Genomic DNA, 14,246 nt, shown 5'->3' on the forward strand with positions numbered 1-14,246 from the left:
GGGTGCATCGGCAGATCTGGACCGGGATCCGCCTGGGAGGTTATAGATGTTCGAGAGATTCACCGACCGCGCTCGTCGCGTTGTTGTCCTCGCCCAAGAAGAGGCGAAGATGCTCAACCACAACTACATTGGGACTGAGCACATTTTGCTCGGCCTGATTCACGAGGGCGAGGGCGTCGCTGCAAAGGCGCTTGAGCAGCTCGAGATTTCGCTTGATGCTGTGCGTGCGCAGGTGACCGACATTATCGGCACCGGGCAGCAGCCTCCGGCGGGGCACATCCCCTTCACGCCGCGTGCGAAGAAGGTGCTGGAGCTCAGCCTGCGCGAAGCGCTGCAGCTCGGCCACAACTACATCGGCACCGAGCACATCCTGCTGGGTCTGATTCGCGAGGGTGAAGGCGTCGCCGCACAGGTGCTCGTCAAGCTCGGCGCTGATCTGAACCGTGTGCGCCAGACGGTCATCCAGCTGCTCTCCGGCTACCAGGCCGGCAAGGAGAATGCGACCGTTGGCGCCCCGGATCAGGCCGGGGGCGAGGCCAAGGGCTCGCAGGTGCTGGATCAGTTCGGGCGCAACCTCACGCAGGCAGCGCGCGAGGGCAAGCTCGATCCCGTCATCGGACGAGAGAAAGAGGTCGAGCGGGTCATGCAGATCCTCTCGCGCCGTTCGAAGAACAACCCTGTGCTGATCGGCGAGCCCGGTGTCGGCAAGACCGCCGTCGTCGAAGGCCTCGCACAGGCCATCGTCAAGGGCGAAGTGCCGGAGACGCTGAAGGACAAGCAGCTCTACGTGCTTGACCTGGGCTCGATGATCGCCGGGAGCCGCTACCGCGGTGACTTCGAGGAACGCCTGAAGAAGGTCACGAAAGAGATTCGCAATCGCGGCGACATCATCATCTTCATCGACGAGATCCACACGCTCGTCGGGGCTGGTGCTGCTGAGGGCGCGATCGACGCGGCGAACATCCTGAAGCCGATGCTCGCTCGCGGTGAACTGCAGACAATCGGCGCCACCACGCTCGATGAGTACCGCAAGCACTTCGAGAAGGATGCGGCGCTTGAGCGCCGGTTCCAGCCGATCCAGGTCGCTGAGCCCTCGCTGCCGCACTCGATCAACATCCTCAAGGGGCTGCGCGATCGCTACGAGGCACACCACAAGGTATCGATCACAGACGGCGCGATCGTCGCAGCGGTGAACCTCGCTGACCGTTACGTGCAGGATCGTTTCCTTCCCGACAAGGCGATTGACCTGATCGACGAGGCGGGCGCTCGTCTGCGTCTCTCGATCCTGTCGAGCCCGCCTGAGCTGCGTGAGTTCGACGAGAAGATCGCGATCGTTCGTGCTGACAAAGAGCAGGCGATCGAGAACCAGGACTTCGAGGCGGCAGCCAACAAGCGTGATGAAGAGAAGAAGCTCATCGCGGAGCGGCTGCGGCTTGAGAAGCAGTGGCGCTCTGGCGACGTTGCGACGAAGGCTGAAGTAGACGAGGGACTGATCGCTGAGGTGCTTGCTCAGGCGACCGGCATCCCCGTCTTCAAGCTCACCGAAGAAGAGACCAGCCGGCTCCGGTTCATGGAAGAAGCGCTGCACCAGCGCGTCATCGGTCAGAACGAGGCGATCTCCGCACTCGCGAAGACGATCCGACGCCAGCGTGCCGGGCTCAAAGACCCGAAGCGTCCCTCGGGCTCGTTCATCTTCGCCGGTCCCACGGGCGTCGGCAAGACGGAGCTCGCCAAGGCGCTCGCCGAGTTCCTGTTTGACGACGAGAACGCGCTCATCTCCCTCGATATGTCTGAGTACGGCGAGAAGCACACAGTGTCGCGCCTCTTCGGCGCGCCTCCCGGCTTCGTCGGCTTCGAAGAGGGCGGCCAGCTCACCGAAAAGGTGCGCCGCAAGCCGTTCTCCGTCGTACTGTTCGACGAGATCGAGAAGGCACACCCGGATATCTTCAACTCGCTGCTGCAGATCCTTGAAGAGGGGCGCTTGACCGACGGTCAGGGCCGCGTGATTGACTTCAAGAACACCGTCATCATCATGACCACGAACCTCGGTTCGTCGGCCATTGCGGGTGGCCCGGTGGGCTTCCAGCTCGAGGGGGATTCCTCGGTCGGCTACGACATGATGAAGGGCAAGGTGAATGAAGAGCTGAAGAAGCACTTCAAGCCCGAGTTCCTGAACCGTGTCGACGACACGATCGTGTTCCCGCAGCTCACGAAGCCTGAGCTGCTGCAGATCGTCGACCTGTTCGTGAAGCAGCTGAAAGATCGACTGCTCGACCGCGATATGCACATCGAGATCTCGGCTCCAGCCCGTGAGCGCCTCTCTGAGATCGGGTACGACCCGACGCTCGGTGCGCGGCCGCTGCGCCGCGCGATGCAGCGTGAGATCGAGGACCGGCTCTCGGAGAAGATCCTGAGTGCCGAACTCCTCGCAGGCGATCTCGTGAAAGTGGATCTGGTCGACGGCCAGTTCACCTTTGAGACGGAATCGCGCTCGGAGAAGGCGCACGGCGAGACGTCGGCTTCCGCCGCTGCCGCGGTCGCCTCGACCGCTGCCACGCCCAACACCACGGAGTAACCTCTTCCGCACACACGGACCCGCTGCCTCGGCAGCGGGTCCGTGTGTGTTTGTGCGGGTATACTGGGAGACCTGTCCGCGGCAGTTCCGCGGGGTGGTCGAATGCCGGCGCAGCGCGCGTGCATACATCGGTCCGAGGCTTGAAACCTCCAGCATCAGTTCCATTGACGTCTGGAGAGTTTCATGACGCATTCCACCCTGTCCGCGCCCGACACTGGATCAGTGCCCACAGTGCCGCAGCGTTCTCCCGCAACGCTTGCAGCTTCTGCCGCAGCTCCCGAGCACGTGACTGCTCGCGGAGCAGACCCGCGCAGGTGGTGGGCGCTCGCCGTGATCGCCCTCACGCAGCTCGTCGTCGTGCTCGATGGCACGATCGTGAACATCGCCCTCCCGCAGGCACAGCTCGAGCTTGGTATGAGCGACGCCCAGCGCGGCTGGGTAGTCACCGCGTACGCGCTCGTGTTCGGTGCGCTCCTGCTGCTCGGCGGGCGCATTGCAGATTTCTGGGGGCGCAAGCGCGTGTTCATGCTCGGCATGGTCGGCTTTGGCGCTGCATCGCTTTACGGCGGGCTCGCGCAGAACACCGTCGACCTGATCATTGCGCGCGGCCTCCAAAGCCTGTTCGCAGCGCTGCTCGCCCCCGCAGCGCTCGCCCTGCTCACCGTCACATTCCCGAGCGGGCGCGAGCGCAATACTGCGTTCGCCGTGTACGGCGCGGTCGCCGGATCCGGTGCCGCCGTTGGTTTGTTGCTGGGTGGATTCCTCACGGAATTCACCAGCTGGCGCTGGTGTCTCCTGGTGAACCTCGTATTCGTTGCGGTGGCCGTGCTCGTTGGCTCGTTCGTCTTAAGCGAGAGTCGCGCCCCAGGCCGAGCTCGCTTCGACGTCTGGGGAGCCGTGACAGTGACCGGCGGTTTCGGCTTCGTAGTCTACGGCCTCACGCTTGCAGAAAGTGGCTGGCTCCGCGTCGATACGATCGGGTGCCTCGTCGGGGGTGTTGCGCTCCTCGGCGCGTTCGTATGGATCGAGTCGCACGTGGCCGAGCCGCTGTTGCCCCTGCGAATCCTCCGCAACCGTGTGCGCGCGGGAGCATTCCTCGTGCAGGCAGCGCTCGGGGCGCTCTTGATCGGCTCCACAATGTACCTCGCCTTCCACTTGCAGCTCGTGCTGCGCTTCGCGCCGCTCGTTGCTGGGTTCGCCTCGGTGGTCATGACCGCAGCCACGCTGGTGGTCGTGCCGCTGTTCACGCGGCTCCTTCCCGTGTGGGGCCCGCGTGCGATGCTCGTCGCCGGTCCGCTCGGCGCCGCCTGCGGTATGTTCTGGCTCAGCTTCATCACGGCGGACGGCAGCTACGCCGTGCAGGTGCTGCCCGGGCTACTCCTCGTGGGGGCTGGGGTGGGCATCACCTTCGTTCCGCTCCAAAACCTTGCACTTGTGGGAGTCGCACCCGCTGACGCTGGTGCCGCCTCGGCAACTGTGAACGCTGCGATGCAGCTCGGCGGCTCGATCGGGCTCTCCGCGTTCGCGCTCGCGGCCACGGGTGCCGCGCAGACGGCGACGGCGGCAGGGGCGTCACCCGCAGAGGTGCTCGCTTCCAGCTACGGCGCCGTGTTCTTCACGGCAGCGATCGTGCTCGTGCTCGGCGCAATTGTCGCGTTCGTGTGTGTGCGCGGCAGCAAAGAAGAGCTGCTCCCCAGTCACGCCTAGTCTGCCGACGGCCTGAGGGGTGGGCCGAGTTGCCTCGGGTAGGCCCAGCTTTTCCGGGCAGGTCCAGATGCCTCGGACAGGCTCAGCTTCTCCGGGCAGGCCCAGATGCCTCGGGCAGCTTCGGCGCAGCAGAGGGGCGACCACCACGCAGCGGCGCCGGTCAGATACGCTGGGGCCGTCGCCGCTGTGGCGCGGGGGAGGGTGCACATGCCAATCGTTGATGTTGCCGTGTACCACGATGGAACGCGGCTCCCGGGCAGTCCGAGCCTGCACGAGGCACGCGCCCTCGCCGCCGAGACTGGCGGGTTCGCCTGGATCGGGTTGCTCCGCCCTGACGAGGACGAGCTACGTGAGCTTGCCCTGACCTACGACCTCCACCCGCTGGCGGTCGAGGATGTGTTGCAGGGGCAGCAGCGCCCGAAGCTCGAGCACTACAACGACAGCGTGTTCATGGTGCTGCGGCCCGCGCGATACCTGGACGAACCCGAGCTCGTTGAATTCGGGGAGCTCCACCTCTTCGTCGGCGACAACTTCGTGATCACGATCCGGCTCGCGGAGAACCCAGAGCTCGCCGAGGTGCGCACCCGCATGGAGGCGGAGCCGGATCTGCTGCGCCTCGGCCCAGCCGCAGCGCTCTACGCGATCCTGGACCGCGTTGTCGATGACTACGAGCCCGTGGTGCTCGGTCTGGAAAACGATATCGGTGAGATTGAAGACGAGCTCTTTGACGGGGCAGGGGTGAGCCCGGAGCTGGCGAAGCGCATCTACCTCCTCTCGCGTGAAGTGATCGAGTTTCAACGTGCGACCCGGCCGCTGCTCGTCGCAGCAGAGGCACGGCATCGAGCTGCGGAGCGCGACCTCGTGGATCCCGAGTTGCGGCGCTATCTTCGCGACGTGATCGACCATCTCATCCTCGTCACAGAGCGTGTCGACAGTTTCCGGCAGTTGCTGCGTGATCTCCTGAACGTGCATATGGGGCTCGTGAGCCAAGAACGCAACGACCGCATGACGGAAATGACAGAAATCAACATCAGGCAGAGCGACCAGATGAAGAAGATCTCCAGTTGGGCCGCGATCATTTTCGCCCCCACCCTCATTAGCGGGATCTACGGGATGAACTTCCACCAGATGCCCGAACTCGCCTGGCCGGTCGGGTATCCGCTCGCCCTGGTCGCGATGGCGGGCTTCGCCGGCGTGCTTTACGCGGTGTTCAAGAAGAAGGACTGGCTGTAGCGGTCCGGAGCCAGGCTCCAGACGAGGTGCGGGGTGCGGCACCTGAATCGGATCCAGCGCGGGAGTGATCACCCGGCTCGCGGCCAGCGCGTGCTCCGCAGCCGTGGCTGTCAGGCGCAGCGTGCTCCTCCTCCCGCGACTAGACTCGATCCATGAGTGCTTCTCCCGAGATCCGTATCCGCAATGCGCGTACGGGAGACGTGCTCCGAATGGTTGAACTGATGGAACCCCTCGTTGCGCGACGAATCTTGCTCGGAAAGGACCTCGTCGACCTGTACGCAGCGGTGCCGGAGTTCATCGTCGCGGTCGATGACGCGGAGCGTGTGATCGGCTATGGTGCGGTGCACGTCATGTGGGAGCAGCTCGGTGAGGTGCGCACGCTCGGCGTCTCCGAGGACTGGCTCGGACGGGGTGTGGGACATCGCTTGCTCGACGCGCTGGAGGACCGCGCGCGTGCGCTTGGACTGTCGCAACTGTTCTGCCTCACATTCGAGACCGAGTTCTTTGTGCGGCACGGATTCGCCGAGGTGGGCGAGAACGCTGAGCTTGTGGCCGCCGATGTCTACGCCGAGCTGCTGCGCTCAAACGATGAGGGCGTTGCTGAGTTCCTCGACCTCGCCCGCGTGAAGCCGAACACCCTCGGCAACACGCGGATGGTGAAGCAGCTCTCCTAGCAAATTCGGGCTACGCTGGCGCCATGTCGACCCTGCGAGATCCCGTCGGACCGAAGGACCGGAAGGTCTACATCCGGCGTCGCTTGCTCGTGCTTGCCGGGTTGCTCGCGATCATTGTGTTTGTCGTGCTGCTCATCGTGAAGCCGGGCAGCGGTGGGCCACGCGACGCGCAAGAAGTTGAGGTGCCGAAGGACCTGGCATCCGAGACGACCACGGCCCCGGCTGACGACGGTGAGCCGGTGGCCTGCGCTGCGGGCCAGATCAAGGTCACCCCGATCACCGATAAGACGGACTACGCCGCGGGCGAGCTCCCGCAACTTGCCCTGTCGGTTGAGAACACCGGGACCGACCCGTGCTCGGCGGATCTGGGCACGGCCGGAATGGACTTCGCAGTTTCTAGTGGTGACGACGAAGTGTGGCGGTCGCAGGATTGCCAGACGAACCCCGAATCGCTCCCCGTGATCCTCGATCCGGGAAAGCCTGTGACAACTGAGGCAATGCAGTGGGACCGCACGCGGTCCAGCACGGAGACCTGCGACATCACGCGGGATCCCGTGAGCGCAGATGGTGCCTCCTACCACCTCCGGGTGACGGCCGCAGGCGTCCAGGGCACGGGCACCGCGCAGTTCCTCCTGTTCTAGGGGTCTCGCCAGGCCGCACACGCACACGCACACGCACACGCGTGGGCGTGGGCTGGCGCCTCGCCCCTCACGCCTCGCCCTTGGCGTCCATGGGTCCCAAATGGGGGCTTCACGAGCCCGGAAGCCCCCAAAGGGGACCCATGAAACGTTTCACCGGTAGGGGGGCTACCCGCCAGCGAGCTCTTCGACGCGCAGCGCAAGCCAGAGCTCTGCGCGATCGTCGGCGTCGGTGAGCGTGCGCGAGGTCAGTCGTTCGATCCGCGTGATCCGGTCGCGCAGTGTGTTGCGATGGATCCCTAGCGCCGTTGCTGCGGGCCCGCGTTGCCCGTCGGCCTCATAGACCGCGCGGAGTGTGCCTCGGAGAAGTTCACGCTCCGCCGCTGGGAGGGCTCCATCTCGCTGCGAGAGCGGGCCGAGCACTCTGGCGCTGAGCCCGCCGGGATCGCGCGCGGTCACACCCGGGCTACCATCTGACACTCCCTCGTTCGCATGTTCATCAAGCGTGAATAGGGCCTCCAAGAATGGGGTGTCGCGGTCGGCCCAGATCACATCGGGCACTCGCGGTGCCGCGTAGAGCGGCGCCGTGGGGGACAGGCTGCGGAGTCTGGCGTGCGCCGAGCGCAGGCTGAGCGCAGCGTCCGCAACGGCGGCCGGGCGTCCGACGATCGCGTCGAGTCCGTGCTCCGCGGCAATCTCGAGCGCCCGCTCGGTGGCTGCGACGGAATCGGGGCACAGCTGCCACGCGAGTGCGAGGTCGGGCGCTCTCGTTGGGGCGGTGCTCGGCGTGATTAGTCGTTCGAGGCCCGTACGTGGTCGCCGCCGCCAATCAGCCACGTCCTCGGGGCTGCCCTGCACCGCCAGCGCGCGTACGCGATCTGGGAATCGCACGCGAGTGGAGAGGATCTCGATCGTCGACGGTGGTGTGGCCTCGGTCAAGATTGCCCAGGTGAAGCGCTCCCAGCGCTCCCGTTCGCGGTTCTCTTCTGCGCCAGCGCCACGGAGCCCGAGCCACAAGACGATCGAACCAGCGGTGATCACGGCGCGACCCTCTGGCGTGAGCGGGTATCGCCCGCGACTGCAAGTCGCAGAGATCCATCTTTGTCGAGCGCGACCGTTTCCCGTTCCAGCCCGTCTGCCGCCGCGAAACCGGCGGTGCTCGCGAGCACCGCCCCGTCCGACGCCAGCAGCGCAAGGTGTTTCCCAGTGGCCTGCGCAACGCTTGCGAGGACGTCTGCGGGGTCTTGATCCCCGCGCGCCCCATCGAGCAGCCGCTGCTGCGCCTGGAGCGCGCCCCGAGTCGCCCGCAGTTCGTCGGTGCGCACGAGCGCAGCGACGGCTTTGCTCACCGCGATAAACGGGAGGGGGAGCGGCACTTCGAATAGTGCGACACGGTACGTGCTCGCCGCGTGGAGCAGTGCGGGCGGAATGTGGTCGTGATTGACGCCGACGCCGAAGCCGATGGCAGCCACTTGCGCGCGGCTCAGGCTGGCGACGAAATCCCGCCAGCGAGAATCTGATGCAGACAGTGAGAGACCGGTGGTGAGGATGATCTCCCCACCCTCGAGGTATTCACCGAGGTCGATGAGCTCGGTCGTGGAGACCCAGCTGAGCTCGGGATCGCCCGCACCCGCCTGGATGAGGCGTAAGCCCAGTTCGGGCTGGGCGAGCAATTCGGAGAGCGTGGCCATACCGCAATTCTTGCACAGGTAAGATCGTGCTCCCTATGCAATGAGGCGCTTCGTGTAGCGGTGAAACACCCGTACACTGGCCACATCAGCGGTGCAGTACCGACCGCCACCGCCCAGTTGGGGCGGCTCATGCCACGAACGGACGGGGAGCACGTGAACCACCAGACGGAGTCTGTTCAGGAGGCACAACCGGCTGGCGCACTCGCCGGGATCCGGGTCGCTGATTTCTCTCGGGTGCTCGCCGGCCCGCACGCGACGATGATTCTGGCGGATCTCGGCGCCGACGTGATCAAGATCGAGAGTCCAGAGGGTGACGGCACCAGACAGTGGAACCCCCCAACGAATGCGATTGGGCAGAGCACCTACTTCGCCGGTGTGAATCGTGGGAAGCGCTCCGTCGTGTGTGACCTGCGGGATCCCGATGGCATCGCCAGGGCCCGCGAGCTTGCTACCACCGCAGACGTCGTGATTGAGAACTTCAAACCGGGCACGATGGAGAAATTCGGGCTCGGCTACGAGCGCGTCGCTGCGGATAACCCCGGCGTCGTGTACTGCTCGATCTCCGGGTTCGGCGACACCGAGGGGCGTGATCTGCCTGGCTACGATCTGCTGGTGCAGGCTGTTGGCGGCCTCATGAGCATCACGGGTCAGCAGGATGGCGAGGCCACGAAAGTCGGCGTCGCGCTCGTCGATATTCTCACCGGCCTCAACTCTGTGATCGGCATTCAGGCTGCGCTGCGCGCGAGGGACCTCGTGGAGTCGCCCACGCAGGGCCGGGGTCAGCACGTGAAGGTGACCTTGCTCGGCTCGCTGCTTTCCGCGCTCGCGAACCAGGCCTCTTCGACGCTCGAGACCGGCGTTTCTCCCACACGTATGGGCAATGCGCACCCCTCAATCTCCCCGTACGAGACGCTTGACGCCTCGGACCAGGCCATCGCGCTCGCGGTCGGAACTGACGGCCAGTTCGCGCGGCTCTGCGAAGTGCTCGGTGTCCCGGAGCTCGCGAGTGATGATCGGTTTACCAGCAACCCGCAGCGCGTGGCCCACCGGGTCGAGCTCCGCGCGGCGCTCGAAGTACCGCTGCGCACGAAGACCGCTGAGGAGTGGATCACAGCGTTCACCGCGGCGAACATCCCGGCGGGCCGTGTGAATACCATTGCGCAGGCGCTCGAGCTCGCTGATGCACTCGGACTTGATCCCGTCGCAGAGACCCCTGCGGTCGCGCCGGACGGCACCGCACACACGCTCCGCTCGGTTGCGCTACCGATCGCCCTTTCTGGTACGCCGGCACAGTACAGCGCACCGCCCCCCGGCGTCGGTGAGCATCAGGATGCCGCCTGGCGCCCGCTTTCCTAATCCCGTAGTTTGCGCACCCTCCCCAGCACACAAGGAGCATCATGACCACCACGATCGACCAGCTGTTTAATGTCGCCGACTTCGTCACGGAAGAAGAGCGCGAGTGGCAGCTGAAAGCCCGCGAATTCGCGCAGACCCGGATCGCCCCGATTATTGATCAGGCATTCGAGGATCGCCGACTTCCTGTTGAGCTGCTGCCCGAGGTGGGGGAGTTCGGGGCCTTCGGCATGTACATGAACGGCTACGGATTGAAGGGCGCCTCGTCAGTCGCCTACGGTCTCGTCGCGATGGAGTTCGAGGCTGTCGACTCCGGCTTCCGCACCGCGCTCTCCGTGCAGGGCTCGCTTGCCATGGGGGCAATCTACAAGTTTGGCTCGGAGGAGCAGAAGCAGGAGTGGCTCCCCGCGATGGGGCGTGGCGAGGCTGTCGGCTTTTTCGGGCTCACGGAACCGCAGGGCGGATCCGATCCCAACACGATGCTCACGAACGCGCGTCGCGACGGCGACGAGTGGGTGCTCAACGGGAAGAAGCGTTGGATCGGTCTCGCGACGATCGCGCAGGTCGGCGTGATTTGGGCGAAGGACGAAGAAGGCGTGGTCCGCGGCTTCGTTGTCCCGACCGAGACCCCCGGGTTCAAGGCCACCGCGATCGAGAACAAGCTCTCAATGCGCGCCTCGCTGCAGACTGAGATTGAGCTTACTGATGTGCGTCTGCCCGCTGACGCAATCTTGCCGGGCGCGAAGGGTCTCTCCGCTCCGTTCAAGTGCTTGAACGAGGCACGCTACGGCATTGCCTGGGGTGTCATGGGGGCCGCGCGCTCCTGCCTCGAGGTGGCCGTTGAGCGCTCGCAGACACGGGAAGTCTTCGGCTCCCCGATCGGATCCAAGCAGATTATCCAGGCTCAGCTCGCGGATATGTTCCTCGAGTACCAGAAGGGCATGCTGCTCGCGCTGCACCTTGGTCGCCTCAAGGATGCTGGCACGCTGTCCTACGATCAGATCTCAGTCGGCAAGCTCAACAATGTCCGGGAAGCCATCAAGATTGCCGGTAACTGCCGCTCGATCCTCGGCGGCGACGGGATCACGAGCGACTTCCCGGTGATGCGTCACATGGCGAACCTTGAGTCCGTGCGCACCTATGAAGGCACTGATGAAGTGCACCAGCTCGTCATCGGTCGCGCGCTGACGGGTATCGCCGCGTTCTAGCCTCGACGGCGCCAGGGGCGCAGGTGGTGTGGTCTCGCGACCGCTCGCCTGCGCCCCTGCTGCGTATCCGCGTTTCTCTCCTCTGCGCATATTAGTTCGCATTAGAGTAGAATTAACCGCGATCGAGGGAGGGTACTGTGCTGGTACGGATCGACGAAGCAAGTGAGTTACCGCTGTATACGCAAATCGCGAATTCTGTCCGCGAGGACATCGCGAGTGGGCGAGTGGGTCCTGGGCAAGTGCTGCCGCCAGCACGCGAGGTCGCGACCGGGCTCGAGATCAACGTGCATACGGTCTTGCGTGCGTATCAGCTGCTGCGCGATGAGGGGCTCGTTGACCTGAAACGGCGTCGAGGCGCGGTGATCACTGCGGCGGCGGGCGCTGTTGCGGAGCTCCGAGGTGAAGTCGCCGCGCTCGTAGCGCACGCCGCGTCACTGGGCGTCTCGCCTGCGCTGCTCGCGTCCGTCGTGGCTACGACCACGCCCGCTCCTGTGCCGCCAGCACCACTCGGGAGGGGCGTAGCCACTGCCGAGTCGCACAGGGAGGCCGCATGAGAGAGCCGGTGGCTCTGCCCCTGCGCTCCTCGGAGCCGGCTGCGCATGATCACAGTGAGGCTGATCGCGCCTCCCTCGACCGTGCTCGCCGCGCAGCGCGGTGGACCGGACTGTATCTGCCACTGAGCATCACGCTCGCGATGACCGGAATCATGCTCCTCTGGCTGCCCCGGATGCCCGATCCGGCTGCTGTGCACTGGGGTCTGTCCGGGGAACCAGACGGCTTCGATTCACCGTGGGTCAACGCGCTCATGCTGCCGGGAATCGGCCTCATGCTGACTGGAATCTCCTGTATCCAGGCAACACAGCTTGCCCGCGGCCGACAGCACACCGGTGCGCCCTCGCGAGCCTCCTCCTACCGCCTCATCCCGGCGGTGGTGCTCGGCTCTGTGGTACTCATTGCGAGTATCGGGATTGGCACGAGCTGGGTGCAGCTTGATGCCGCCGATGCGCGAGACACCGGCTCAACGCTGGGGGTTCTCGTGGGAGGAAGCGTCGCTGCGGTCGCCGTCAGTGTGCTGGCATACTTCGCGCAACCGCGGCTGCAGAGCGTCGCCGCGCAGGGTGGGGGCGCGGAAGCGCCTCGCTCGCGTCGACCGAGCACGCGGTCTGGGTGCGCGACGTACGCGCCGCACGCTCATTCGTGTGGACCGTCGGAGCTGCGTTCCTGCTGCTTGCCACGATGACGGTCCTCGTCTTTTTCGCGGATCCCGTCGGTGGGTGGATCATGGCTGGCACCCTGGTGTTCGTTGCCATGGTTGCACTCCCGATGACGGTGTTCCGGGTCCGCGTCGATGGATCCGGTCTTGTGGCTCGCTCACTCTGCGGGTGGCCCACGGTGCGCGTACCCGCCGCGGATGTGTCGACGGTCACGGTGACGCAGGTGCAGCCGTTCGCGGAGTATGGCGGGTGGGGGCTGCGCTTCGTCCCCGGGACCACTGCGTTGGTGTTGCGCACCGGTGAAGCGCTCATCATCACACGCCGATCTGGGCGCACTCTCGTGGTGACCGTAGACGATGCTGAAACGGCAGCCGCACTGCTGAGCTCGGCCGCATCACGGGCAGCGGAGGCCCAGCTTATACAAGGAACTGACACAGGTGGAGAGGACTGCTGATGACCACGAGCACACCGACGAGGCCCGAAGACGAGACGGGAGCCTCCAGCGCACGCCCTGAAGTCCCAGCACGTCCTGACGTCCCAGCACGGGTGCCGTGGGGCGCGGTCGCGCTCTTTGTTGGAGTATCGTTCGGGCTCGCGTGGCTGATTGCATTGCCGCTCTGGCTGCGCGATCCAAGCGATCCGACCTTCACCGCGCTGTTTGGCCCGCTCGCACAGGCGATCATGTTCACACCGGCGCTCGCAACGCTCGTGGCGCTGTTCATTGCGAGGACGCCACGGGGCGAGCGGCTCCGCTTTCTCGGCATGTGGCCGCTGCGTCCCGCGAAGCGGATCGTGTGGTTCATGATCGGTGCGGTGTTCGCGCCGGTCGTGATCGTGGCAGGCAGCGTGGCGATTGCGGCGGTGTTGGGCTGGCTGGAAGTGGATCTCGTGGGGTTCTCTGGCTTTGCCGAGCAGCTTGAAGCGTCCCTCCCGGCGAGCGCGGCGGCGATGCTGCCCCAACAGGCCTCATTGTCGCGCTGCAACTCCTCGCGATTCCCCTCGGCGCGGTGTTCAACTGCATCTTCACCTTTGGTGAGGAGATCGGCTGGCGCGGCTGGCTGCTCCCGGCGCTGCGCCCGCTCGGCACCTGGCCTGCGCTCATTCTCTCCGGTGCCATCTGGGCCTGTGGCACGCGCCCCTGATCCTGCTGGGCTACAACTTCGGCCTGACCGACTGGCGCGGTGTCGCGTTGATGGTGATCGGCTGCGTGGCCTGGGGATCCTGCTGGGCTGGTCTCGGCTGCGCACCGGGTCGGTGTGGCCCGCGGTGATCGCACACGGAGCGCTGAACGCGTCAGCAGCCATCTTCCTGCTGGGGATCGCTGCGGGGTTCGAGCCGAACCCCGTGCTCGTAGTCCCCGTCGGGGTTGCCGGCTGATCGCGGTCGCGATCGTCATCGTGATGCTCGTGCTTACCGGCCAGTTCTCGGCGGACAGGCAGCCAGAACTCGCACCGGCGCGTGGGGCACAGGCGATCCAAGAGGCTCCGCTGGCGCAGCAGAACCCGCCGGCGCAGCAGAACCCGCAGGCGCCCGCTACCCGGAGCACCCTCCGGCCGCGTAAGCTCCGCGATGCGCTCGGCGGCGGCGGTAGCGCTCCTGCAGCGTTGCGCAGTCGCCGAGCTCGAAGCCTTCCCACTCGAAGGGGGGCGACATCGTTGGCCAATGAGGCTCCACTCGCCGAGCGATGAGGAGCCCTGCATCACGCCAGCAGGCACGACAAGCTGCGGAAGCTGGCCGGGGTGCGCTGCCGAGTCTGGATCCGCCCCAGCAGCCGCCCTCGGCTCGGCCGTCCGGGTGCAGGAGCAGCAGCCGCAGGGGCGCGCCAGCGTACCAGTGGTAGACCCGACGGAGCCGAGCGCGTGCAGCGCGGAGAAATCTGGATCCGCGAGCAAGTAATAGATCGCACTCGAATGCGCGTCCAAGTGCATCTGGCGGAACAGCCCGCCTCGTGCT

The 14,246-nt window shown here is 65.6% G+C and carries 13 protein-coding genes; 11 read left to right on the plus strand and 2 right to left on the minus strand.

What is annotated here, in order from left to right; all coding sequences use genetic code 11:
* Positions 1-46 precede the first annotated feature (46 nt).
* From K1X41_RS13035 to K1X41_RS13055, 5 genes are all read left to right on the plus strand, one after another.
* Positions 47-2,575, plus strand: a complete 2,529-nt coding sequence (locus tag K1X41_RS13035; RefSeq protein ID WP_132202078.1) for an ATP-dependent Clp protease ATP-binding subunit — start codon at positions 47-49, stop codon at positions 2,573-2,575.
* A 183-nt stretch (positions 2,576-2,758) separates the two neighbouring features.
* Positions 2,759-4,282 (plus strand): MFS transporter, encoded by a 1,524-nt coding sequence (locus K1X41_RS13040; RefSeq protein WP_220174792.1) that lies wholly within the window; start codon positions 2,759-2,761, stop codon positions 4,280-4,282.
* A gap of 207 nt (positions 4,283-4,489) precedes the next feature.
* A complete protein-coding gene (locus K1X41_RS13045) occupies positions 4,490-5,515 on the plus strand; it encodes a magnesium and cobalt transport protein CorA (protein ID WP_220174793.1) in 1,026 nt (341 codons plus the stop codon).
* Between the two features lie 152 nt (positions 5,516-5,667).
* On the plus strand, positions 5,668-6,189 hold the full coding sequence (locus K1X41_RS13050) for an amino-acid N-acetyltransferase (protein WP_133615644.1): 522 nt from the start codon (positions 5,668-5,670) through the stop codon (positions 6,187-6,189).
* Positions 6,190-6,212: 23 nt separating this feature from the next.
* Positions 6,213-6,830 carry a hypothetical protein gene (locus tag K1X41_RS13055; RefSeq protein ID WP_133615645.1) on the plus strand — a complete coding sequence of 206 codons (618 nt, stop codon included), beginning with the start codon at positions 6,213-6,215 and terminating at the stop codon, positions 6,828-6,830.
* A 165-nt stretch (positions 6,831-6,995) separates the two neighbouring features.
* Here K1X41_RS13055 and K1X41_RS15810 read toward each other — a convergent pair whose 3' ends face one another.
* A complete protein-coding gene (locus K1X41_RS15810; protein WP_258566550.1) occupies positions 6,996-7,868 on the minus strand; it encodes a PucR family transcriptional regulator in 873 nt (290 codons plus the stop codon).
* Complete coding sequence (locus tag K1X41_RS15815) at positions 7,865-8,518, minus strand: PucR family transcriptional regulator ligand-binding domain-containing protein (RefSeq protein ID WP_258566551.1); 654 nt, start codon at positions 8,516-8,518, stop codon at positions 7,865-7,867. Before K1X41_RS15815 ends, K1X41_RS15810 begins: the two co-directional genes overlap by 4 nt.
* A gap of 153 nt (positions 8,519-8,671) precedes the next feature.
* On the opposite strand from K1X41_RS15815, the gene K1X41_RS13065 reads away from it, so the two are divergent.
* The 6 genes from K1X41_RS13065 (at position 8,672) to K1X41_RS16240 (ending at position 13,670) form a co-directional block, all read left to right on the plus strand.
* Positions 8,672-9,874 carry a CaiB/BaiF CoA transferase family protein gene (locus K1X41_RS13065; protein WP_258566552.1) on the plus strand — a complete coding sequence of 401 codons (1,203 nt, stop codon included), beginning with the start codon at positions 8,672-8,674 and terminating at the stop codon, positions 9,872-9,874.
* A gap of 41 nt (positions 9,875-9,915) precedes the next feature.
* Positions 9,916-11,079, plus strand: a complete 1,164-nt coding sequence (locus tag K1X41_RS13070; RefSeq protein WP_133615648.1) for an acyl-CoA dehydrogenase family protein — start codon at positions 9,916-9,918, stop codon at positions 11,077-11,079.
* Between the two features lie 137 nt (positions 11,080-11,216).
* Positions 11,217-11,633 (plus strand): GntR family transcriptional regulator, encoded by a 417-nt coding sequence (locus tag K1X41_RS13075; RefSeq protein WP_133615649.1) that lies wholly within the window; start codon positions 11,217-11,219, stop codon positions 11,631-11,633.
* Positions 11,630-12,319, plus strand: coding sequence for a DUF1648 domain-containing protein (locus tag K1X41_RS13080; RefSeq protein WP_220174795.1), 690 nt, complete (start codon positions 11,630-11,632; stop codon positions 12,317-12,319). Before K1X41_RS13075 ends, K1X41_RS13080 begins: the two co-directional genes overlap by 4 nt.
* Positions 12,277-12,747: a hypothetical protein gene (locus tag K1X41_RS13085; RefSeq protein ID WP_220174796.1), complete on the plus strand. Its 471-nt coding sequence runs from the start codon at positions 12,277-12,279 to the stop codon at positions 12,745-12,747. The genes K1X41_RS13080 and K1X41_RS13085 overlap by 43 nt, the downstream gene beginning before the upstream one ends.
* Positions 12,747-13,670, plus strand: a complete 924-nt coding sequence (locus tag K1X41_RS16240; RefSeq protein ID WP_463674515.1) for a lysostaphin resistance A-like protein — start codon at positions 12,747-12,749, stop codon at positions 13,668-13,670. Before K1X41_RS13085 ends, K1X41_RS16240 begins: the two co-directional genes overlap by 1 nt.
* Positions 13,671-14,246: the final 576 nt, after the last annotated feature.

Origin of the sequence: Leucobacter luti (genome assembly GCF_019464495.1) — a bacterium.
Lineage (GTDB): Bacteria > Actinomycetota > Actinomycetes > Actinomycetales > Microbacteriaceae > Leucobacter > Leucobacter luti_A.